Source organism: Aulosira sp. FACHB-615, assembly GCF_014698045.1.
In the GTDB taxonomy this organism is placed as follows: Bacteria; Cyanobacteriota; Cyanobacteriia; order Cyanobacteriales; family Nostocaceae; genus Nostoc_B.
Genome location: NZ_JACJSE010000026.1, coordinates 1 through 19,708, shown reverse-complemented (window position 1 = coordinate 19,708; position 19,708 = coordinate 1). Strand labels below are relative to the sequence as shown.

General features: G+C 38.7%; 10 protein-coding genes. 4 read left to right on the top strand and 6 right to left on the bottom strand.

Annotated elements, in window-relative coordinates; all coding sequences use genetic code 11:
- Nucleotides 1–55: 55 nt before the first annotated feature.
- Both H6G77_RS27390 and H6G77_RS27385 read right to left on the bottom strand, forming a co-directional pair.
- Nucleotides 56–3,676: a plasmid replication protein, CyRepA1 family gene (locus H6G77_RS27390; RefSeq protein WP_190873238.1), complete on the bottom strand. Its 3,621-nt coding sequence runs from the start codon at nt 3,674–3,676 to the stop codon at nt 56–58.
- 507 nt (nt 3,677–4,183) lie between these two features.
- The gene (locus tag H6G77_RS27385; protein WP_190873237.1) at nt 4,184–5,659 is read right to left on the bottom strand and encodes an NACHT domain-containing protein; all 1,476 of its coding nucleotides are present in this window, start codon (nt 5,657–5,659) and stop codon (nt 4,184–4,186) included.
- A 942-nt stretch (nt 5,660–6,601) separates the two neighbouring features.
- On the opposite strand from H6G77_RS27385, the gene H6G77_RS27380 reads away from it, so the two are divergent.
- Both H6G77_RS27380 and H6G77_RS27375 read left to right on the top strand, forming a co-directional pair.
- Nucleotides 6,602–8,452: a protein kinase domain-containing protein gene (locus H6G77_RS27380; protein WP_190592986.1), complete on the top strand. Its 1,851-nt coding sequence runs from the start codon at nt 6,602–6,604 to the stop codon at nt 8,450–8,452.
- A gap of 42 nt (nt 8,453–8,494) precedes the next feature.
- A complete protein-coding gene (locus H6G77_RS27375) occupies nt 8,495–9,511 on the top strand; it encodes a hypothetical protein (protein ID WP_190677525.1) in 1,017 nt (338 codons plus the stop codon).
- A gap of 5 nt (nt 9,512–9,516) precedes the next feature.
- Here H6G77_RS27375 and H6G77_RS36525 read toward each other — a convergent pair whose 3' ends face one another.
- A complete protein-coding gene (locus H6G77_RS36525) occupies nt 9,517–11,976 on the bottom strand; it encodes a CHAT domain-containing protein (RefSeq protein WP_190873236.1) in 2,460 nt (819 codons plus the stop codon).
- Complete coding sequence (locus tag H6G77_RS27365) at nt 11,973–14,507, bottom strand: filamentous hemagglutinin N-terminal domain-containing protein (RefSeq protein ID WP_190592983.1); 2,535 nt, start codon at nt 14,505–14,507, stop codon at nt 11,973–11,975. The genes H6G77_RS36525 and H6G77_RS27365 overlap by 4 nt, the downstream gene beginning before the upstream one ends.
- A gap of 95 nt (nt 14,508–14,602) precedes the next feature.
- Between H6G77_RS27365 and H6G77_RS27360 the strand changes: the two genes are divergently transcribed.
- Nucleotides 14,603–15,940 (top strand): cytochrome P450, encoded by a 1,338-nt coding sequence (locus H6G77_RS27360; RefSeq protein WP_190592982.1) that lies wholly within the window; start codon nt 14,603–14,605, stop codon nt 15,938–15,940.
- Here the strand turns inward: H6G77_RS27360 and H6G77_RS27355 are convergent.
- Both H6G77_RS27355 and H6G77_RS27350 read right to left on the bottom strand, forming a co-directional pair.
- Nucleotides 15,922–17,619, bottom strand: coding sequence for a ShlB/FhaC/HecB family hemolysin secretion/activation protein (locus H6G77_RS27355; protein WP_190592981.1), 1,698 nt, complete (start codon nt 17,617–17,619; stop codon nt 15,922–15,924). The two genes, H6G77_RS27360 and H6G77_RS27355, sit on opposite strands and share 19 nt — an antisense overlap.
- Before the next feature lie 354 nt (nt 17,620–17,973).
- Nucleotides 17,974–18,231 (bottom strand): hypothetical protein, encoded by a 258-nt coding sequence (locus tag H6G77_RS27350; protein ID WP_190592980.1) that lies wholly within the window; start codon nt 18,229–18,231, stop codon nt 17,974–17,976.
- 403 nt (nt 18,232–18,634) lie between these two features.
- Here H6G77_RS27350 and H6G77_RS27345 point away from each other — a divergent pair, with 403 nt between their 5' ends.
- Nucleotides 18,635–19,591 (top strand): hypothetical protein, encoded by a 957-nt coding sequence (locus H6G77_RS27345; protein WP_190873235.1) that lies wholly within the window; start codon nt 18,635–18,637, stop codon nt 19,589–19,591.
- Nucleotides 19,592–19,708 lie beyond the last annotated feature (117 nt).

The window sequence follows — 19,708 nt, the reverse complement described above, 5'->3', positions numbered from 1 at the left end:
AGAACACGCATTCTCATAAGTAAATTTTCCCATCCAAAGGGACAGCGCGATCGCCTTATGCTTCCATTGGCAACACCGATTCATCCAACCACTCATAAAACTGCGGCAGCGCAAGGGCAATCGCCTGCAATTCTTCTTGTGCTAAAGCCTCCAGTTGCAAAACAACGTGCCACCGCCAATCAGTGGCCCATCGCTTGAGAATGCCTTTGATAGCCTCGGCTCCTTTGGTAATACCAGAGCGAAGTATTTCTACACAGTGAAGTAGGGTAGTGCGATCAGATGAAGAGGTTTCGGGGCAGGGGGCAAAAATCTGTCTCCCCTGCTCCCCTGCTTTCAAGGAAGGCGTAGTATCCGCCCCCCCAACTAAGGGATTTCCTGTACCAATTAAGGGGGGGGTGGATACGGGAGAAGAAGCCGATTCAACCCCTTGTAATGACTGTGTTTGAGCGTAATCACTCCGTTGCTGTTGACGATGAGCGATAACTTTTAATGCAAAATCTAATTCGGATTTTGAAAGCGAGAACAATTTAACTTGTTGTCCACGTTTACCAGATTTACGAAAATCTAAACTTAGTCCCAACTGCGCGACTAAAGTGGCCAACAACCAAATCGGTTGACAATCACTAGGGATAGTAAACCCCAAAATTGCTTTAATGTGAGCAGCGCATTCTTTTGCTCTGTGGGTCAGATTTAATAGTTGTTCGTCGGCAGCAGTAATTTCTTCACCCGCTACTAATCGTTTGAGAATGTGGTGTAAACCTAAGTTAAATCGAGCTAACCACTTGGCGGAATAATTACTCCAATCCATACAAAAGGGTAGCTTGTTACGTTCAGCTAAATCTTTAGCACTGACAAATTCTGGGGGTGCGGGGTATTGTTGATTAGTCCGAGAATCCAGGATTGTCTCTTGGGATGGAGATAAGATAGCCTCTAAAGATGCGATCGCACCTATTAACCGACCGCCGTTGTCTTTTTCGACGAGAGATTCGGTGACTTCCACACCATAAGCATCGTGAATGCGAAACTTCTCACATTCAAAAAATTCGTCAGGTGAAAGATAATCCTTACTTTGCCGTGCGCGGTACTCACTCCTTGAGATGGTATTTGCTTTGGCGACAGACTGATGATGAGCAGCATCTAGAGCCTCAGCCGCATATTTTAAGGATTCCCAAGTTGCGACATCAATATGATCTCCGACTGGGACAATAGTATTACCCATGTCGGACAACAGTGATCTCAGGTCAGCCCGTAAGTTATTGATTGACTGGTGACGTGCAGCTTGAATTTGACAGTAAGCGTCTAATGCCCAATCTTTCTCAGCCCCGCGCTTACCTGTTTGCCGGTCGATTTTGATGAGAAAAGCAGTGATTTCATTCGTTTGAAGTATCCTTTCCTTGATTTTGGTGGGGTTGATTTCTTTGTAACCGAATGGTGGAAGAGGTGCTACCCAAACATGAATCGGCACTTTGGGACGATAACGCCACAGCTGTTGAGCGCATTCGGTGGCAGTTTGGGAAACTGCATGAAAGACACCGAATACTAAATCAAAATGATATTGTGAGATGTCAACACCAGTACCCAGACTAGGCGAAGTTAGAAGTACATCTATATTCTCGACAGCGTTGGTGATGTCCTTAATGAAGGCCACATTCTCATCACTGCCGGAATTATCAGAATGTACAGACCAAACTCGTAAAGATTTATGGGTGTGGGAATGAGGTGGTTTTAGAGATAAAGTAGCAGCTTCTTGATCCTGTGGTATTGGGTCAGACTCTAAAATCTGTATACTCAAAGATTTGTCAAGTTTCTTGATGAATCGTTTAGAATCCGAAACCACCATGACTTTTTGACCCATCATGATTGCCGCCGAGATTTGCGCCACCAACGCGGAAGAATCCATCCCCTCATACCAATAGATGGTGCGCTCTCCATTCTTCCATTCATTTTTAATAATGTATGGTTGCTCCCCAACTGGTCGCATGGCCATGAAAAAATCAATGGTGATGTCATCCATGTGTGCGTCAGCGATGACAACTAAAGGCGCATTGTAAACAATATGTTCTAATACAGACAGTATGAGTGCGCGATGTTCCTTGCAAGTATTACTGTGCAGTAGGTGTGTCAGGTATTGGCAAGTTTCGTCAATGAAAATACAGCCGTAAGTTAGGGCCTGGGTGTTTAACTTATATAAACTGTCGATGGTAATGCTGAGGGCTTGTGCTTGGGTCATGCCAGCATAACCAAGGTCAGAATACATCAAGGTTTTCAAACGTTCTGCCAGATTTTTCAGCAGATTCACCCGATGCCCGTTGTTGAGAAATCTTTGGTCAGGGTGAGCATCACGCCACCAACGCATTAATTCGGTTTTCCCCGTACCCATGTCAGAAATCAGTACCACTAAGCCTGTTTTTGGGAAGATAATACTTTTGGGTTGTGGCTGTTGTCTCAATTTTTTGAGCTTGTACTTGATTTTTCCGCGATGACCTGGGGGTATTTCCTCTGGTTGCTCTGGCTGCTCTGACTGCTCTGGCTGAGGCAGAAAATCAAAAGGTTTTTCTGGCTTTTGGGTTTGTAATACACATACTGTCTGTTGTGGTATGTTGGTTGTTTCTTTGTCCTGAACTGCAACTGCTTGGGTTAAATATTTTGTATTGATCAGCGCATCTGGTCTATACTTTCTCAGTCCCCGGTGCTTGATGAGGAACAATTGCTGATAATCTTTCAATGAGTGAGCATCATCAATAATTGCTGTCAACAGTGCATTGGCATCATCACCTCTAGCAACCACAAAATCATCAACGCCTTTCTCCGACCCTGGCAGCAGTGCCACCTCACAAGCACAGCCAACAGCCTCAATTGTTTTACCAGTTCTTACAGTTGCTTGATAAACCGACCAACGGGTGTTGGGTTTGGTTTCGTAGTCAAACAGAATAATGAATTTTCGCCCCTTCTGTGCCAGTGGTAATAAGTCAGGATGCAGCCTTTCGTCAAAATCTTTCTTTCCCACTCGTCCGTTCCAGATACCAGGGAGGGCGATCGCCGCAAATCCTAAACTGAGTAAACAGGCCGCCTTCTTCTCGCCTTCGCACAGAATTATAGGTATTTCGGGGTGTCGCTGTACCCACTCCCAGAACAGTATTGGATGCAGTCTGTCTTGTAATCGCAGCGCCAGGGGGCAGTGGTAGCGTTTGATATTGTAACGTTTTGCCACCGAATCCCAAATACAGTTGGGGATGTCAAAATAAGTAACACGGTTTGGGACTTTTGGCGGTGACTCGTACTTTACGGGCTTACCTTTTTCCCCGTCAATACGCGGGTTGGTGGGTTTGAGTCGTCCCCACTCCATTGGTTCCCAGTTTTGTTGCGGGTCAACTCCCGATATCCACATCCCTCCAGTGGTGAGATGTTGGTACGCTTTTAAAAAACCATCTGTCACTCGTCCAGCATTTTTTCGGGGGATAGCTGGGGATATGAACAAATAACTATATACGGTTTCTCCTTCGATATGCCGGAAATTTCGGGCAATTATCTCAGGATGAATTGCACTGGCAACAGCCAATTCATGATACTCGGCTGCTGTTAGATTATTGGGGTATTCAGAAAATGTACTATCTGAAATTTCAGATAACACTTGCGCTCCAATCCCCGATTCTTGGGGGTATTGGTTATTTAACACAGTAGATTCCTCTGATAGCTATGATTTTCAGCTTCAGAGAGAGGTTTTCACACTGCTTTATAAAAATTTACATAATGAAATTATAAATTTTTTGCCAAAATGCAAAAAAGTAGCCAGCAAAAAGTAGCTGTACTTGTGCCTTTGTCGCTATAATGGCAAAGTAAAGCAGCGTGGGTGTTTTCCTGACAAGTTAGTGGTTTTCAGTCGCCAAACTTTCGGCCACTTTCTTAGTCATTCCAATAGCAACCCCGCTCTGGAATTATTGAATTATCTAATTTCCGGGCAAGGCCAACTCCTTAGTAGGTTTTGCCCTTTAAATCGTTTATATTTTTTTACCTCCTTTGATGACCAGCTTGATCTTACAGAACATTGGTTATTTTCGCATCTAGCAAGATTTTGATTGTTAAGTTGTCGTTACCTCCAGTTTTATTTGGTTTTCCTCAAGCTGCCCTTTGCGTTGATTCTGTCTTGGGCTTGCGCTCGAAAACTTGTATGTCGGGTTTGCCTTCATGATGCGTTTGCTGGTGATGGAAAAGCATTAGCAGGCAACAACCCTAATGAATTTTGGGTAATGTATTTTTTGACTACGGGTTGTAAAGTGAAGCTAATTTCCTTAGTGTTGGGGTCTTTCATACTCTCAACTAATGAAAATCTTTCAAGGTTTTCTAAGGCTTTAATTATTGTTGAAGTGGAAGCAGAGTTATCATATTGAGAATTGATTTCAATCAATAAATTATTGAAGCTAAGAAAACTTACATCTAAAGATATTCTCTCTGCCAAGTAAACCATGATGTATCGTTCAAGCGGAGTCAAGACTTCACTAAAAGTTTCATCAAGCATTGACTGAAACTCATCGGTAATAAAAGTTGTTTTGTGCTGATAAAATTTTTCTGCACTTCCAGCAAAAAAATATTTAATTCGTTGGGCTACTGCTTGTAATTCTGCAACATTACCACGATAAGTATAAATTATGTCGAGTAATTTATCTTGATCTGTTAAGCCTTGATCAGTCAACAATTGCCTTGCAGATTCTGTGTCTAATCCTTCCAATCGAAAGCAAGTAATAGCTTGTTTATATTTCAAGACAGTATTTAAATCGCTGGGAAAAACACGACAATTTAATATGAAGCGGCTTTGATGTTCTTCCTCTAATAAACGTCGTATCAGTATTTTATACTCTAGGCGTTGCTCTAAATTGGAAGCTCTGAATAAAGCTTCAAAGCCATCTAGAACGACTAAACAACGGTGTGAATGTAAATGCTTAATTAAAACAGTAATAATTGCTTGTGTTTGGTCAGGTAAAACTATAGATGGTTCTATTGGGTGGATTAGCTTAATTAAATCAGCCACTAGATCCTGAATTGGTACTGGATGAGTAATTGATTTCCAGATGAGAAAATCAAATTTTTGTGAAGATTCTAAGCTAATATCCGATAAAAGTTTTGCAGATAAAGTACTCTTGCCAATTCCAGGAACTCCGGTAATGGGTACACAGCGATAGTCGCTAATTAACTTTTTTAACTGCAATAGTTCTTGTTTTCTACCATAAAAAACAGATGTGTCAGGAGGCTGACCTTTGATAGAACCTGAACCTTCACTGTTAATGTCAGAGGATAGGTCTGAATTAGAATACTTTCTGACAGCTTGCTCTAACAGAAATCGCGCCTTTCGCTTAATTACTGGTTCCCCTAGAACTTCAGAAAGCAAAGTCCATAGCTGAGGAGCTACGCGACGTTGTAGATAATTGCCAGCGTATGTTGTTTGCTGGGCTATTATTTCAGAAAAATCCTGACTATTCCATGCTCCCTTCAGTACAACAATCTCAGCCTCAGACAAATATCGTCGTTTTTGGGTAAAAACTAAATTGTTAACTGTTGTTACAGCTTCTTCAAAAGTTACAGATGGCAAAGATGGTGAATCAGAGGACTGCTGTTCTTTTGGAAGAATGAGAGGTTTTCTCCCACGTCTAACAAGCAAAACCATAGGTTTACTCTTACCCTAAGTCACAACTCATAGTATTGGTTTTTCACGAATAGATGTTAGATGTATTTTACATTGATGTAACATATTTTGTGCAAGTGCGAAGATAAATTTGCTTTATCTATGTCTAAAGTTGTAGTTTTTCCAAGTCCTCTTAGTTTCGCGGTCAACATGAAAGGCTTAAGTCACTATAAATGTTACTTAAAGTAACCTAAAACAATAATTATGTATCACTAAAAAGAAAAAATAGCAATACTAGTGAAGAAGATTTTTGATAAGAAGGCATAACTAAAAAACTATACCTTTACCCAAAACTTGACAGCAACGACAAGCTGAAGCTTCCAGTAGTTGGGTTCTCAAAGACAAATCTGTATGCTGGACAGCACAAGCAATACGGGTCGGATAACAATACTTTTCGGTTAAGCTCTCATCCTGTCAAAAATGGAGCAGGTTGCACACTTGAAACCATGATAACTTCGTGAGTAAAAGTCACTCCTAATTCCTTAACCGAGAGGTATTGGGTCGGATAAGAAATTTATTCATGGAGCATCAAGAGAGGCAAGCAGAAAATTTTCTCTCCCTGCTCAACCTAAGATTTATAAAAAAATATTAAGAAAACTTAAATAAAGTAGCTGTACTTTTCAGCTAAACAGTGCTTTGTTGGTTGTAATAAAAACCTTGCTAGGCAAGTGCTTTACTTGAGTTTACCAAAAAAATCGAAAGGCTATTATTTAAAAGAGAGTAACCTCTATATTCCCTTTTTAGGATGAATCGACGAACGCCTATGCTCCTGCTGTGTGAAAACACTAGTTATATAAAAAGCTATATATGGGGAATTACCAGTAGATATTTTATTAAGTAATTAAAACTCTAAGTTTGAAAATCAAAATTTTGATAATCATTTAGATAAAATTACTAATTTAAAAAATTAAAATCTAAAATAATATGTCATATTACTGTATAAATCCTCTTTGTGATAAACGTGAAAATCCTGATAGCACTGATACTTGTCTAGGTTGCGGGAAGTCTTTATTAATTAACAATCGAATTCGCCTATTAAAGCCGCTAAGAGAATTGAGTGATAATCCATTTACTTATAATGAAATTTTTGAAATAGAAGATAAAGGAACAGAATGGATTACTGTACCAAAAGTGCGAGTGATGAAAATTGTCAGGTGGACTTCTTCTAAAGCAATTCAATTAATTGAGCGAGAAGCTCTGGCTTTATCATTAATAGATTGTGAAAATATACCACAGACGAATGGTTCAGAAGATTTCTTTACTTATCGTCCTGAGAATAGTCCTTTCATGCTTAGATGTTTAATCATGGACAAAATAGAAGGACAAGACCTAGAAAAATGGATAAACTCTCACCAACCCATTTCACAATCTGTAGCACTTGAGTGGTTAAAGCAGTTAGTAGAAATTTTAGAAAAAATACATAATTCAGGTTTTTTTCATAGAGATATTAAACCTGCAAACATAATGCTCAAACCAAATGGGCAATTAGCATTGATTGATTTTGGAACAGCACGGCAAATAACAGATACTTATCTAACAAAAGTTGGTGCTAATCGAGGGGCAGGTAAAAATGCTGGAGATAATGAAATTACAATTATAATTTCGCATTTTTATACACCATTAGAACAAATTTATGGAAAAGCTGTACCGCAGTCTGATTTTTATGCTCTGGGGCGAACTTTTGTTCGTATGATGACGGGAGTTCGTCTAATGGATTTACCTACAAATCGACACACAGAGAAACTGATATGGAGAGATAAAGCACTACAAATTGATAAACCTTTGGCAGATATTATTGATAGCTTGATGGCTCCCACTCCTGGAAAACGTCCAGCAGATACTAAAATTATTTTACAGAGAATAGAAAAAATTAATGAGCAAAATAAATTTTACAGATTAACAAAATCTAAAGCATTTAGAATTAGTATTTGGCTCGGATTATTGATTTTGGGAACTACGGCATATTTTCAAATATTCTTACCTTTAAGAGCTAAAAGTCTAGTGGTTCAAGGAGAACAAGCTGAATCAGCTAATAATTCTCAGGGCGCACAAAAATTGTTTGATTCAGCTATAAAAATAAGTCCTCAAGTGAGGAATTATATTGCAAATTTTTATTTTGATAAAGCGGCTCGTAGCACCAAGAACTTAGAAGATGCCAAGAAATATTATTCTATATCGATAAAATATAATAATCAAGATGTGGACACCTATACTAATTTAGCTTTTGTCTGCCAATTGCTAAAAGATTATGATTGTGCTACTAGTAATTATTCTAAAGCTTTGCAAATAAACCCCACCTGGGAAGGATATTTTGGGTTGGGAACTTTGTACGATGACATGGGTGAAAAAGACTTGGCAGAGCAACAGTACAATGTTGCTCTAAAATTTAATAAGCAAGCAGCCCAAGTCTTGAACAATTTATCACGATTGAAAAATTTAAAAGGTGACTATGATGCAGCGATCGCTTTAGCAGGAGAAGGATTAAAAAACACTCAAATGCCAAAATTACAAGCTGCATTGTACAAAAATCTGGGATGGGCAAAGTTAAAACATAAGAAATTACAAGAAGCCCAGCAATATTTAAAAAAAGCTGAACAATTAGATATCCAAAGAGCAGATGTTCACTGTCTAAAAGCACAAATATACGATATTTTGGAAGATAGTGATAACTCATTTCTTGCTTGGGAAGCTTGTCTGACACTTGATTCTGACCTACCGGAAGTATTTAACTGGCGAGATAGTTTATTACAGCGAATAATTAAAAAAAATCGTTAGTTATTATAGTAAACTAAAAGTTAGGGTTTTACTTTTCAAAAAATGGCTCGGACTCCGGTTTACTTTTTTTATATTCCTCGATTTATAGCAGTATCAACAACTCTATCAACTCTAATTTTAGTTACTTCATTATTTGCTAGTACCAGCGTCTGGAGTCAGCAAATATTAGAAAAAAGAATGTGTGCAGAACCAAGTGGGCGAATTTATAGTAGAAATGATCGTACTTGGAGAGTAGGAAGAAAAATATGCTTAGGTGAAAAAATAGAGCCGAATGGTAGTCCGGTCAGGGTTCTCTGCTATCTGAATCGACAGTTTATAACTATAGAGCGTAGCACAAGATTTGACAAGGAAATATGCGATCACCCCGCCAAAGAATCCATGCAGTGTTCAGTGGTAAATGTCCTACTTTGCCCACGCAATTTTAAAGGGCCAGAAGATGAACCTAATTCGCCAGCTTTAATAAGTCCCTACGGAAATTCGATTATCAACAATAAGCCGGATATTTCGTGGCGAGCAGTGGCGGATGCTGATAGCTATACAGTAGTGCTAAAAGGTAATAAGGTTGATTGGGAGGTACAAGTAAAGACTAATACTACCGTTATCCCTTACCCAAAAGAGCAAAAAGAATTGCTGTATGGGAATGCTTACAATATTACGATAATCGCCAATCGTGGTAGTAAACGTCTAAGTTTTAGCTCTTCGGTAGTATCTCTTTTACCTTTAAATAAGGTTCAGGATATTTCAGCAAAAGTGCAGCAAGTAAAAGTCCTGGGGTTGCCACCTGATGAGGAGGCGGCGCTTGATCTGGATACTGTATTTATGTCCGAGTTTCTTTTAGACGAGACTATCAAAGAATTGAAAACGCGGATTATAGCTGGTAGTCAAGATCCCACAATCTTTAGGGTACTAGGCGATCGCTATGTAGGTGCGTTATTACTGGAACAAGCGCAACAAAGCTACACGAAAGCAGAACAGTTAGCAAAGAAAAATGGGAACGAAGTTGAATTGAAAAAAATAGAATTAGGTTTCAAAACATTGCAGCAGTTGCGAGAGCGTTGACCACATCATAGCCAAGCACCAACTAATAGAAAAGCTGCCCAATTAAAGGGATGTTGATATTTAGGGTTTAATAACATCTGTAATTGTGCTTGGCGTAAAGCTTCGGACTTAGTTAAATTATTTTTTAATCCTTTATAAAATATTTTCATAAGTAAAGCTGTTGAATCGGCATCTACCTGCCAGAGACTAGCAATCGTACTTCTAGCTCCTGCTTGTGCGGCCACACCAGCAATGCCCAAGGCTGATCTTTTGTTTCCTTTTGCTGTTTGACAGGCGCTTAAAACCAACAACTCAAGCCCTGCTTTTTTCGACTGCTGCATTTTTTCTTTAAGCAAATCATTGAATTCTAAAATAGTAATAGGTTTGTCCCAAGCCAAAATCATTGTTTTGTCAGCAAGAGAGCTAAATTGAGCGTGAGTTGTTAAATGAATTATCGGAAAGTTATCTGTAGTCAGTTCTTTATCCAGCATGGAACTAACAAATTGCTCGTTCAATAATATCTTTGTAGAAGTAATTTCTTCTTTGATGCTGGCTATTTCTGCTTCAACCCCTGGTAGTGGCTTGAGTCCTTCAGGGGCGTTGGCAGCAGAAAAACTTGGTGATTCCTTACTAATTCCTGCAACTAAAGCCCGTAATTGTGAAGAATCTAAAAATTTAGGGAATTGGATTTTTGATCCCATCGTATAGGTGATGGCATAGTGTGTAATAAGATAACTATTGCCATCGTGAAGTATACCCATAGGTATACTTTGAAAGGTTGTATCTAAAATGAAAACTAAGATTTTTGAAGAGGCTAAATTTTGGATAGGTGCAATCAATAATTTATAAAGTATTTGGCAGTCAGATAGAATTGTTTCTTCTGTGGTATAGGCGAAATTTCTACTTTGCAAAATTTCCAAAATATTGTTAATATGTTCTCTAATTAAAGTCGAATCAATCGAGTGATGATGGATTGAGTTAGACGACTGAGAAATCACTTCCAATGTATCAACTAAGTCGATTATATGAATAATTGTTGAATCTGAATCCTTAATTTCATTTAAAGATACAAGATTGAGTTTGCCGCATTGAAGATAATTTTCTAATTCTGTAATTTTAAATTCTTCGTTTGTTAGAATTACTTTTTGGTAGTCAGGATTAGACTTTGCTATTAATAGTCGAAGGTAATTGCGGTACACAGGTTCAATTTTTTCATTAAAAAAGAATTGAGTATCTGGATTAGTACTTAAGAGATTTCCTCGAACTTGCTGCAAATTCGTGATAGCAGCTTCGTAAAAGTGAGAAGCTTCTTTAAATTTTCCTTGCTGCCCGTATAAATCCGCTAATTGCTGCTGCCATTGATAAGCAATGTCCCACGCTTGAATTGATTGAGCAAATCCCAAAGCTTTATTAAAGTATATTTCTGATTTCCCTGGATTAAGTTTACCCAAAGTTCCCCAGCAGAAAGATTGTAAAAGTTTGTTATCAAGGCTTTCAGCAGTTGTTAGTGCTGATTCCGCAAACTGTATAGCTATATGCTGTAATTGTTTGTCTGTAGTTTTGTATAAATTATTAGCAAAATCAATCTTGGCGTAAACTGATTGACTAGCAGATAGTTCGTCAAATAAGGAATAATTTTGGAAGATTAGAGCTATTAAGTTTTGGATTTTCTGGCTAATATTTTTTTTATTTACGAAATCCTGGTTTTTCTGTAAGTTTACCCATTCCTGAAAATTCAATAGTAATGATAAATTGTTTAATTGAGATTTTAGTTTTATGTCTTTTGGCGTATTTTCTAGATTGTTTATTTGTTGATAAAGCTTGAGAGCAGAAAGTGCATTGTTTTGAATTTCGTCTATAGTATCTTTTTTTAAAATTAATTCTTCTATCCATTTATATTGTGATATTGAACGGTAATATTTTGATTTTTTAGTATTCGCCAAAGATAACAAGAAAAAATTAAAATATGGGTTTGGGGTTTGTGATTGAATAATTTCTTGTAAAACTGCCTCAGATTCGTTTAAATTCCCCAGTAGCCGTAAAACTTCTGCTAAATTTTGTAGTGCCAACAAATTTACTGGAGTAAGTTTTATCTTATGAATTGCTAAATACAGTTTTTGGGGGTCTTGATTTTTAAAAGAAGTTGGAGAGTAAGTTGATTTGCTTATTCTCAAGGCTTCCAAGAGAACATCAAAAGCATTAAGGTATAAACCTAGTCCCTGTAATGCGAGACTCTGGTTAACTAAATTTCCCGTAACGCCATCCTCAAAACCTAATTGGCGATAAAGTTTTGTTGCTTCCTTCCAATCCTGAATCGCTAATAGATATTGTCCTTTATTTAATAAAATATGCCCACTTTGTGTCAATAACTCAGCTTGCTGTTGCTTACTGATTTTGTTAGTAGCTAAAACTTTAACTGGCTTTAATATTGTTATAAAAAAACTTGAAGCCCCACAAAGTAAATATCTACGCCTTGTAATTTTCACTGTTGGCTCCGTTTATTTGTTGATGTATAGGCGGTAAAGCAAGAATTGTCTGATGAAGCTTCCGTTGTTCCAACAAATTTAGAAGGAGAAGCCGATAAAATAATTTCTCCTGATTTGCTTATTACTACTGATTGTGCTTCTACAATTGGTAGAATGCCTTGATTTGGTAATTTTTCCAAATCATTATCAGCAACAGATATAGCAACATTGGGCGACCATCCATTATTGTTAGAAATTTGGGAGTCAAGGTTGCGTGGTGCGCTCCCTGTTCCAATAATCACGAATTTGCTGGGAGAACCTGAATTTGGATTCCCCTGGCAAGATGCAGTAATTTTAGGATCTGCTTGAATTTGTATTGGCTCTACTTGAGCAGGATCAAGCTGTTCATATAACGCTTCAAGCTCAACCCTGCCATCGATTCCCAATTGGGAACTTGCTGAAACGAAGCTGTCATTTGAGAAGAAAAATCCTTTAGTTTTGATAGATACGTTACCGCCTTGTCCTCTGAATGCATTGGCTGTGATACTGCTATTGCCGAATCCAGTGATCGTGTCTGCGTTAATTGTAAGGTTACCACCGTTGCCGTTACCACCGGCTGTTGTAGTGATAGTGCTATTGCCTAATACTAATTTTGTGACGTTCAGAGCAATGTTGCCTCCTTCGCCTGATCGGGTGGATGCGGTAATAGAGCTATTGTTTAAAGATGCGGAGTTAGCGACGATCCCAAGTGTACCTGCATCTTTTGTACTGTCATTCCTAACTCCAATTTGAGCATTATTTTCTAAGATTAAATTACCGGTTCTAATAAAAACATTTCCAGATAAAGCATCTGAGGGTTGCCTGAGATTGTATATGTAATTTACAAAAGGATCACTAGAGCCTACAGATGAGGATATTCTACTAGGATTTAAAGAAGGATTTACTAATCCTGAGCCACTAAGATAGACTGTTTCAGAAGAATTGATATTTACATTCCCGGAGTTACCTGTTCGTAAACCAGACGCGGAAATTGCAGCTCCGTTTTCAACAATTAATTGCTTTGTATTAATGCTTATGTTACCAGCATCACCAGAAGAAATAGAGAGCGATGAAATATTGCTTGGAGAAAATGTAGGAACAGGTTCTGTTCCGTAGGCAAACAAAACTAAGTCAGAATGTCCACCTGAAACTTTTAAGGTTTCAGAAGCATTTATTGTTATTTTTCCTCCCTGCCCTTCTCCAAACGTAAAAGAGCTTAAAGATCCTCCATCTTGAATTACCAATTTTTTGGTTGATATTGTTACATCACCTGCATTACCTGAACCATAAGTTATAGTTCCAAACACAGAAGCAACTCCAGAGCTTTCATTGATTGCTACGCTTTTTATTTCTGTTAATTCTGACGAATTTACTGTTAGATTTCCACTTCTTCCAGGTCCAAAAGTGAGAGTAGAAACAACTTCAGAATCTTGAGCGATTATCTTGGGGGCAGAGAGAAATATATCCGCCCCTTGTCCAAAAATAGTTGCAGTAATAATACCTCGATTAACTCTTCTTATACCAAGAAAGGGCTGTACGTTAAACGAAGTTATTCCTGTTAGATTTAGCGTATCCGTTGCATTTACACTAATAGCTCCTGGAGTAGGAGATGCAAAATTCGCAATTAAGGCCAACGAGGCATCTGTAAAAGTTACATTTTTACCGTGAATAGAAATATTTCCTTGTGCAAAGCCACTTGTATCCAACAAAGATTGTTTATTAAAGCTAATGTTTTTAAACTCATGGACTCCTGTATAGTTCCAATCGTTAGAAAGCTTAACTGTACCGTTGTTAATAGCACCTATAGCAATCTGCCCAGAAGGAACAGTAACTAATCCACCGTCAAAAACTACCTCCCCACCTATTAAAGCAAAGGTTCTACCTGGTTGTAAGCGTAATCCTTCACTTTGACCTGATTCCAATAAAGTAATTGAAGCAGCTACTTGATTACCGATGATAAACTGGTTGTGTCCAGCCCCTTGCACTATTATAGGAGCCGATGAATTTGTGGTAAATTCTAATCCTAGAGGTACATTTATGCTTAATAGTGAATTATTTTGAGGGATTGTAGTACTAAATTTAATACCATCGGAAAAATTAAGACTGTTAGCTGTACTTGCCAAGAAAGAGCCACCTACTTGTAAACGTGCATTCTTACCAAATAAAATTCCATTGGAATTGATTAAAAATAAGTTTGCATTACCATTAGTTCTAATTGTTCCATCAATTACTGAGCTTGATATGCCTGTTACACGGGTAATGATGTTTTCAATATTTACGGAATTATTGAAAAAAGCAGTTTTTCCAGTAGAGATAGAAAAATCGCTAAAACTGTGATATAAATTTCTCCCAACCTGAGTTCCCCCGTCAATTATTATACTACTACCTTGATTGTTGATGGTAGAACTTGCTGGAAGTGTCTTGTCTGGAATAATTTGCGCTGATGCAGGAGTAAATTTAACAGTATCAAAAGTTAATAATAATACAATTATAGTACTGTTTATTTTGCTCATCGTTAATTTTTAGGTCTTGTAAAATCTTTTACTAAAAAGCTGCTGCTAAAAATAAAATAAAATATTTGTAGGTTAAAAATCAAGAAAATATTACAATGTACTTACCTGATGGCCCAAAAACTTCTGTATTAATACAAAATATTCAGTTTTTACTTCGACCATTAGAAACTTTAGATAGTTGGCAACAGGAATATGGGGATACTTTTAGGCTTAGAGGGAATGAAATGCCGCCTCTTATTTACTTTAGTAGCCCGGAAGCAATACAGAAAATTTTCACATCCGAACCGGAGTATCTTGGTTCTATACAAAAAAGTGATTTAGTGAAACTCTTGTTAGGAGAAAATTCCATAATTTTTCTTGGGGATGAACGCCACCATCGTCAACGGCGGATGTTATTACCCCCCTTTCATTCGGAACGAATGCGTTGGTATAGTCAGGTTATTTGCGAAATAACTGAAGAAGTTATAAATCGATTATCTCCTGGAAGTTTTTTTATAGTTCAGTTAGTTGTAAAGGAAATTTCTATGCGTGTGATCCTTAATGTCGTATTTGGATTGCAAGCAGGTGAACGTCAAAATAAAATACGGTGTATAGTAAATTCCCTTTTTGAGAGTTTTGATAATCCCCTAAGTCAAGTTTTGTGGTCTTTTCTTCCTATTATAAAAAATTGGGGTATATTGAATCCACAATCGCGCTTAATAGACCAGCTAGATCAAGAGATATATGCTCTTATTGCTGAACGTAAAATGTCAAAAGCTAGAGATAAAGATATTTTGAGTATGCTTATCGAAGCAAGAGATGAGTTTGGTAAAGCAATGACGGACATTGAGCTTCGAGACTCTTTGGTAACTTTATTATTTGCTGGATATGAAACAACTGTTTCCGCTATCTCATGGGCATTATATTGGAGTCATTACTTACCTGAAATTCAAGCAAGGCTTTTGTTTGAACTTCGAGCAAACTCTAATAAAGATAAAAATGAAGTAGCTCGATTGCCGTATCTAAATGCGGTATGTTCTGAAACATTACGACTTTATCCAATAGCTTTAAATGCGTTTGCACGATTCGTAAAGCAGCCGATAGAAATTGCAGGATATTACCTAGAACCTCCAACAATTGTTAATGTCTCAGTTTATTTGGCACATCAAAGGCAAGAAGTGTACCGAGAGCCTAAAAAGTTCATACCGGAGAGATTCTTAGAACGCCAGTTTTCCCCGTATGAATATTTGCCGTTTGGTGGAGGTAGTCGCAGATGTGTTGGCGCTGCCTTGGCGCAGCTTCAAATCAAACTTGTATTAGCAACTATTCTCTCTCGTCTTCAATTGAGTTTGGTGAGCAATCAGGCTCTTAAGCCTGTTAGGAGAGGAATTATTATGTCCCCACCTAGTTTAGAAATGATTGTGAAGGGAATTGATCAAAAAGGATTGTATTGAATCTGGAAATAAATCCCGTTTTCTTGTAAGGTTTGTCTTGGCGAGTCTACAGACATCAAAGGAAGACCCCAATCGAGTTGAGCAAAGAAGCGATCTCCCTGTGACCAACGTAACCCTAAGCCAGTAGAAGCCAGGGTATTAGTACTATTGTTAGAGGTACTATTCCATACAATACCAATATCAGTAAAGTATATGCCTTGCAACTTAGCGTTGATTTGAGGTAAGCGAAAAATAGGAAATTGGATCTCTGCGGAAGCGAAAGTGCCATTATTGCCCAGCAACAAGTCTTGGCGATAGCCTCGTACACTACTTAAACCCCCTAAGCCGAACTGCTCTAGAGATACAAGATTTGTAGTTGACAGTTGCGAACTGAAACGAAGCAGAACTAAAGTATCGGGAGCTAGAAGTTGCGCCCATTGGGATTGTAATTCCCACGAGAAAAAGCGACTGTCAGGTGCGGTGGGATTGACGGTGGCATTAAAAGCGCCAATGCCTAAATTAAATTGCGATCGCAGAGCAAAAGCTTGTCGGCTGTTCCGAACAGTCCACTCTTGAAAGAATCGGAGAGCCGAGATTCTGGTACGCCCTTCATTGTCAGATCCAGGCTGAGGAAAAGGAATACGTTGTTGTAGAGGCACGAAACTAATTTCAGTTTCGCGCCGAGATGCAGTCAGTCCAAGAGCAAATTCTTCGTTGACAGAGCGAATTATCGGCTGGCGAAACGTAAGTTCGTAAAATTGTGAGCCAGATTTTATGTCAAGACTGCTGAAGGGATTTTCGATTACTCTACCTTCAAAAATGCCGTAATTAAAAGAGAGAGTGCCTTCATGAGGGTTTAGAGGGATGCTGTAGGCAACATTCAGAAAATTACTTCCCTCTGTATTGCTGTAAGCGATATTTAGCCCGTCCCCAAGCCCCAGCAAATTAGCTTCTTTTAATTGCAATTGCCTTTGTAAGTCGCCAACACTGGGTGATCGCTGGTTGTCGAAAGACAGTTGGGTGCTAAAAGTTTTTGCCTCCGTAATCTCAACAACTAGTAGAAGTTCCCCAGGCAGATTCCCGGCTCGTAAGTCTGCGGATAAATTTTTGATCAAGGGATCTATTCTTAATAGTTGTAAAGACTTCACCAAAACTTCTTTGTTGAGCGGGCCGAGATTAGAGGCTGCTATGCGACTCCGAATATAGCCAGGATTTAGGCGTTTTGTGCCGATAACTTCAATATCTCTATCTTTGAGCTTGGTTTCAATGATTTGAATTTTAACAACCCCGTCCTGAATTTTTTGCGGCGGAATATAAGCACCAGACTGGATGTACCCTTTACTGAGGTACAAATCACTGATTTTCTTTCTAGCCTGATACAAGTCAGCAAGCGTGACCGGGCGATTAGTGTATTTTTCAAGAATTTGATCTAAGACTTTTTTGCTGAAAACTGTACCACCAATAACTTCAAATTTAGAAACAGTGAAAGTTTCTTGATTCGTATCAAATTCTTCTTCGGGCGTGGTAGAAGGGGTTGGAGCAGGAAGATTTGGAAGGGTGGGTATTGGCTGAGGCTCCTGATTTGGTAGGGGAGTAGTTGAAGGTGGTTGAACGTCTCGCGGAATGCTGTTAATCTGAGCTTTCACACTACAGTCAAACAGGGCTAACACAATGAAAGCCCCAAAAAACTTGCTAATCATTTATGCTGAATTTAGAGAGAAAGTATGATTGAAATCACTAAAACTTTCTAAAACAATATTTCCAGTATTTTCCACTATTTCAAATCATATAAAATTCAGCAATCGAAGAACAAGATTTTAAGACTGAACTTAAGAGTTTTAAAGAGTCAAGCAAATATGATGTGAACTCTCAATTCCTTATAATAGGTGAATTTCGATATTTCAAAGTTTTTCTTAGTAACAAGAAAAAGCTAAAATATATTTTAAGTTGAATCATGTTGATATCAATGTAGTAGAAGCTCACAAAATTAGCCGATAAAAATCTGCTGCCATTAATAAGGAAAAAAATTATTGCAACTATCACAAGATAGATTATCAATCACAAAAACTATCAACCCGCAAATCGCGCCAGACATCAGAAACCTGCCAGCCGGAGTTACCCACAGACTGAACCGGAGGATTGTCTAACAATGGAATGTAGTTAGGTTCAGGCTCTGGGACGACGGGTACAGGTTGCTCGATTGCAGGTGGTGTCAGAGGAACAGTCTCAGACTGGAGAAGTTGGTCTTCGGCTAACTCGATTTCCCGCATCTGTCTGAGAGTAAGCTTGTCAGATTTTTTGATAATTTTCATGAGAGTTAAAAAATGTAAAAAGTAGTGGTGAAAAAGAGCTAATTACCCAAATGAGAAGTAGACATAGCTTTTGAATCAGTTCCAGAAAGAATGTAAAAGCTCTGATTAAAATCAGGACTAAAATCACACAGGATAACTAGAATACAACAGATTAAGGAGAAATACGAGTGGTCTGTCCAGTCCTAATCCGGTTCTCAGACCAGATATGCAGTAAACATAATCATGTGATGACGGCTTGAAATTTAAATTGAATACACGATCACAAGCAGCAGAAATGCAAAGATATAAGAAACATTGAAAAACCCCAACCTTAGCTAAGGAGTGGGGCTGGAATAATAAAGACTATTCTCATGATGACACAAAGGAACACTTATCTCAGCCATGCCGAACTGGAGGTGGGGTAATGAACAACCCATCTTCTAGACGCAAAAAGACCACCGCCGTAACGAGCGCAACTCCAAAGCCAACAAAAAAGCAGCCCAAACAAGAAGAACCAGAGGTAGTAACTGTTGAAGTGGCGGTTGTTGAAGTTCCAGAATTAACGCAGGAGGAAAAGAGCGATCGCGTTAGGTTAGAAGAAAAAGTTGAGACAGCGTTTTACGAAGCAGGTCGTGCTTTGAGAGAACTGCGAGATCGCCGTCTCTACCGTTCAACGCACAAAACATTTGAGGAATATTGCAAAGATAGATTTGGGTTTGAGCGTCGTCATCCCTACAGATTAATTGAGGCGGCAGATGTTGTAGATAATCTGAAAATGTGTCCAAATTGGACACAAAATAATGCTGTGTTCAAAACAGTAACTGTAGAATCTGTTGCTATACCAGTCCTGCCAACTAGTGAAGGACAGGTACGGCCACTGACAACACTAGAACCACAGCAGCAGCAGAAAGCATGGCTCAAAGCAGTCGAAACCGTTGGGGGTAAAGTTCCTTCTGGGCGTGTAGTCAAAGATATTGTAGATAAAATTCGAGAGCGAACAAAAGTACCGAATCCCTACCGCGAAGGCGAAATCTGCATACTTGTTCCAAAGGACAACCCAGATTTACGAGGGAAGGGCGGATGCTGGGGTGTAATAATTCATGTTGGCGATTACAGTTGCACTGTTCAAACTTGGGACGGGGAATACACAGTCAAAATTGAACACCTAAAATCCTTAGAACTGCTAGATGATGATTGTAAATCAATGCAGCAGTTACGTACACGATTGCGGCGATTGCAACAAGTGGCAGACCATGACCCGGCTGTGGATTGGCTGTTGCAGGGGTTGGGAAAACAGGCGAAGCCGTATTTGTCAGGGTTGCAGGCGAGGATATTGGGAGCGATGGAACGGGAGTACAAGCTTGAGGAAAGAAAAAAGTGAGCCGCCTCCCAGAAATCAGGATTGATACTGTACTTTGTTTGAAAGGCAGTGTCTTAATGGTCTTTTACACACCTGGACAATGGTGACGTTCTCTCCCGTTAACCTTGCGGTATAACA

Coding starts and splice junctions, on each gene's coding strand:
- H6G77_RS27385 (WP_190873237.1), bottom strand. CDS start 5,659: ATGGTTTTGCTTGTTAGACGTGGGAGAAAACCTCTCATTCTTCCAAAA.
- H6G77_RS27360 (WP_190592982.1), top strand. CDS start 14,603: ATGTACTTACCTGATGGCCCAAAAACTTCTGTATTAATACAAAATATT.
- H6G77_RS27350 (WP_190592980.1), bottom strand. CDS start 18,231: ATGAAAATTATCAAAAAATCTGACAAGCTTACTCTCAGACAGATGCGG.
- H6G77_RS27355 (WP_190592981.1), bottom strand. CDS start 17,619: ATGATTAGCAAGTTTTTTGGGGCTTTCATTGTGTTAGCCCTGTTTGAC.
- H6G77_RS27375 (WP_190677525.1), top strand. CDS start 8,495: ATGGCTCGGACTCCGGTTTACTTTTTTTATATTCCTCGATTTATAGCA.
- H6G77_RS27380 (WP_190592986.1), top strand. CDS start 6,602: ATGTCATATTACTGTATAAATCCTCTTTGTGATAAACGTGAAAATCCT.
- H6G77_RS27345 (WP_190873235.1), top strand. CDS start 18,635: ATGAACAACCCATCTTCTAGACGCAAAAAGACCACCGCCGTAACGAGC.
- H6G77_RS27365 (WP_190592983.1), bottom strand. CDS start 14,507: ATGAGCAAAATAAACAGTACTATAATTGTATTATTATTAACTTTTGAT.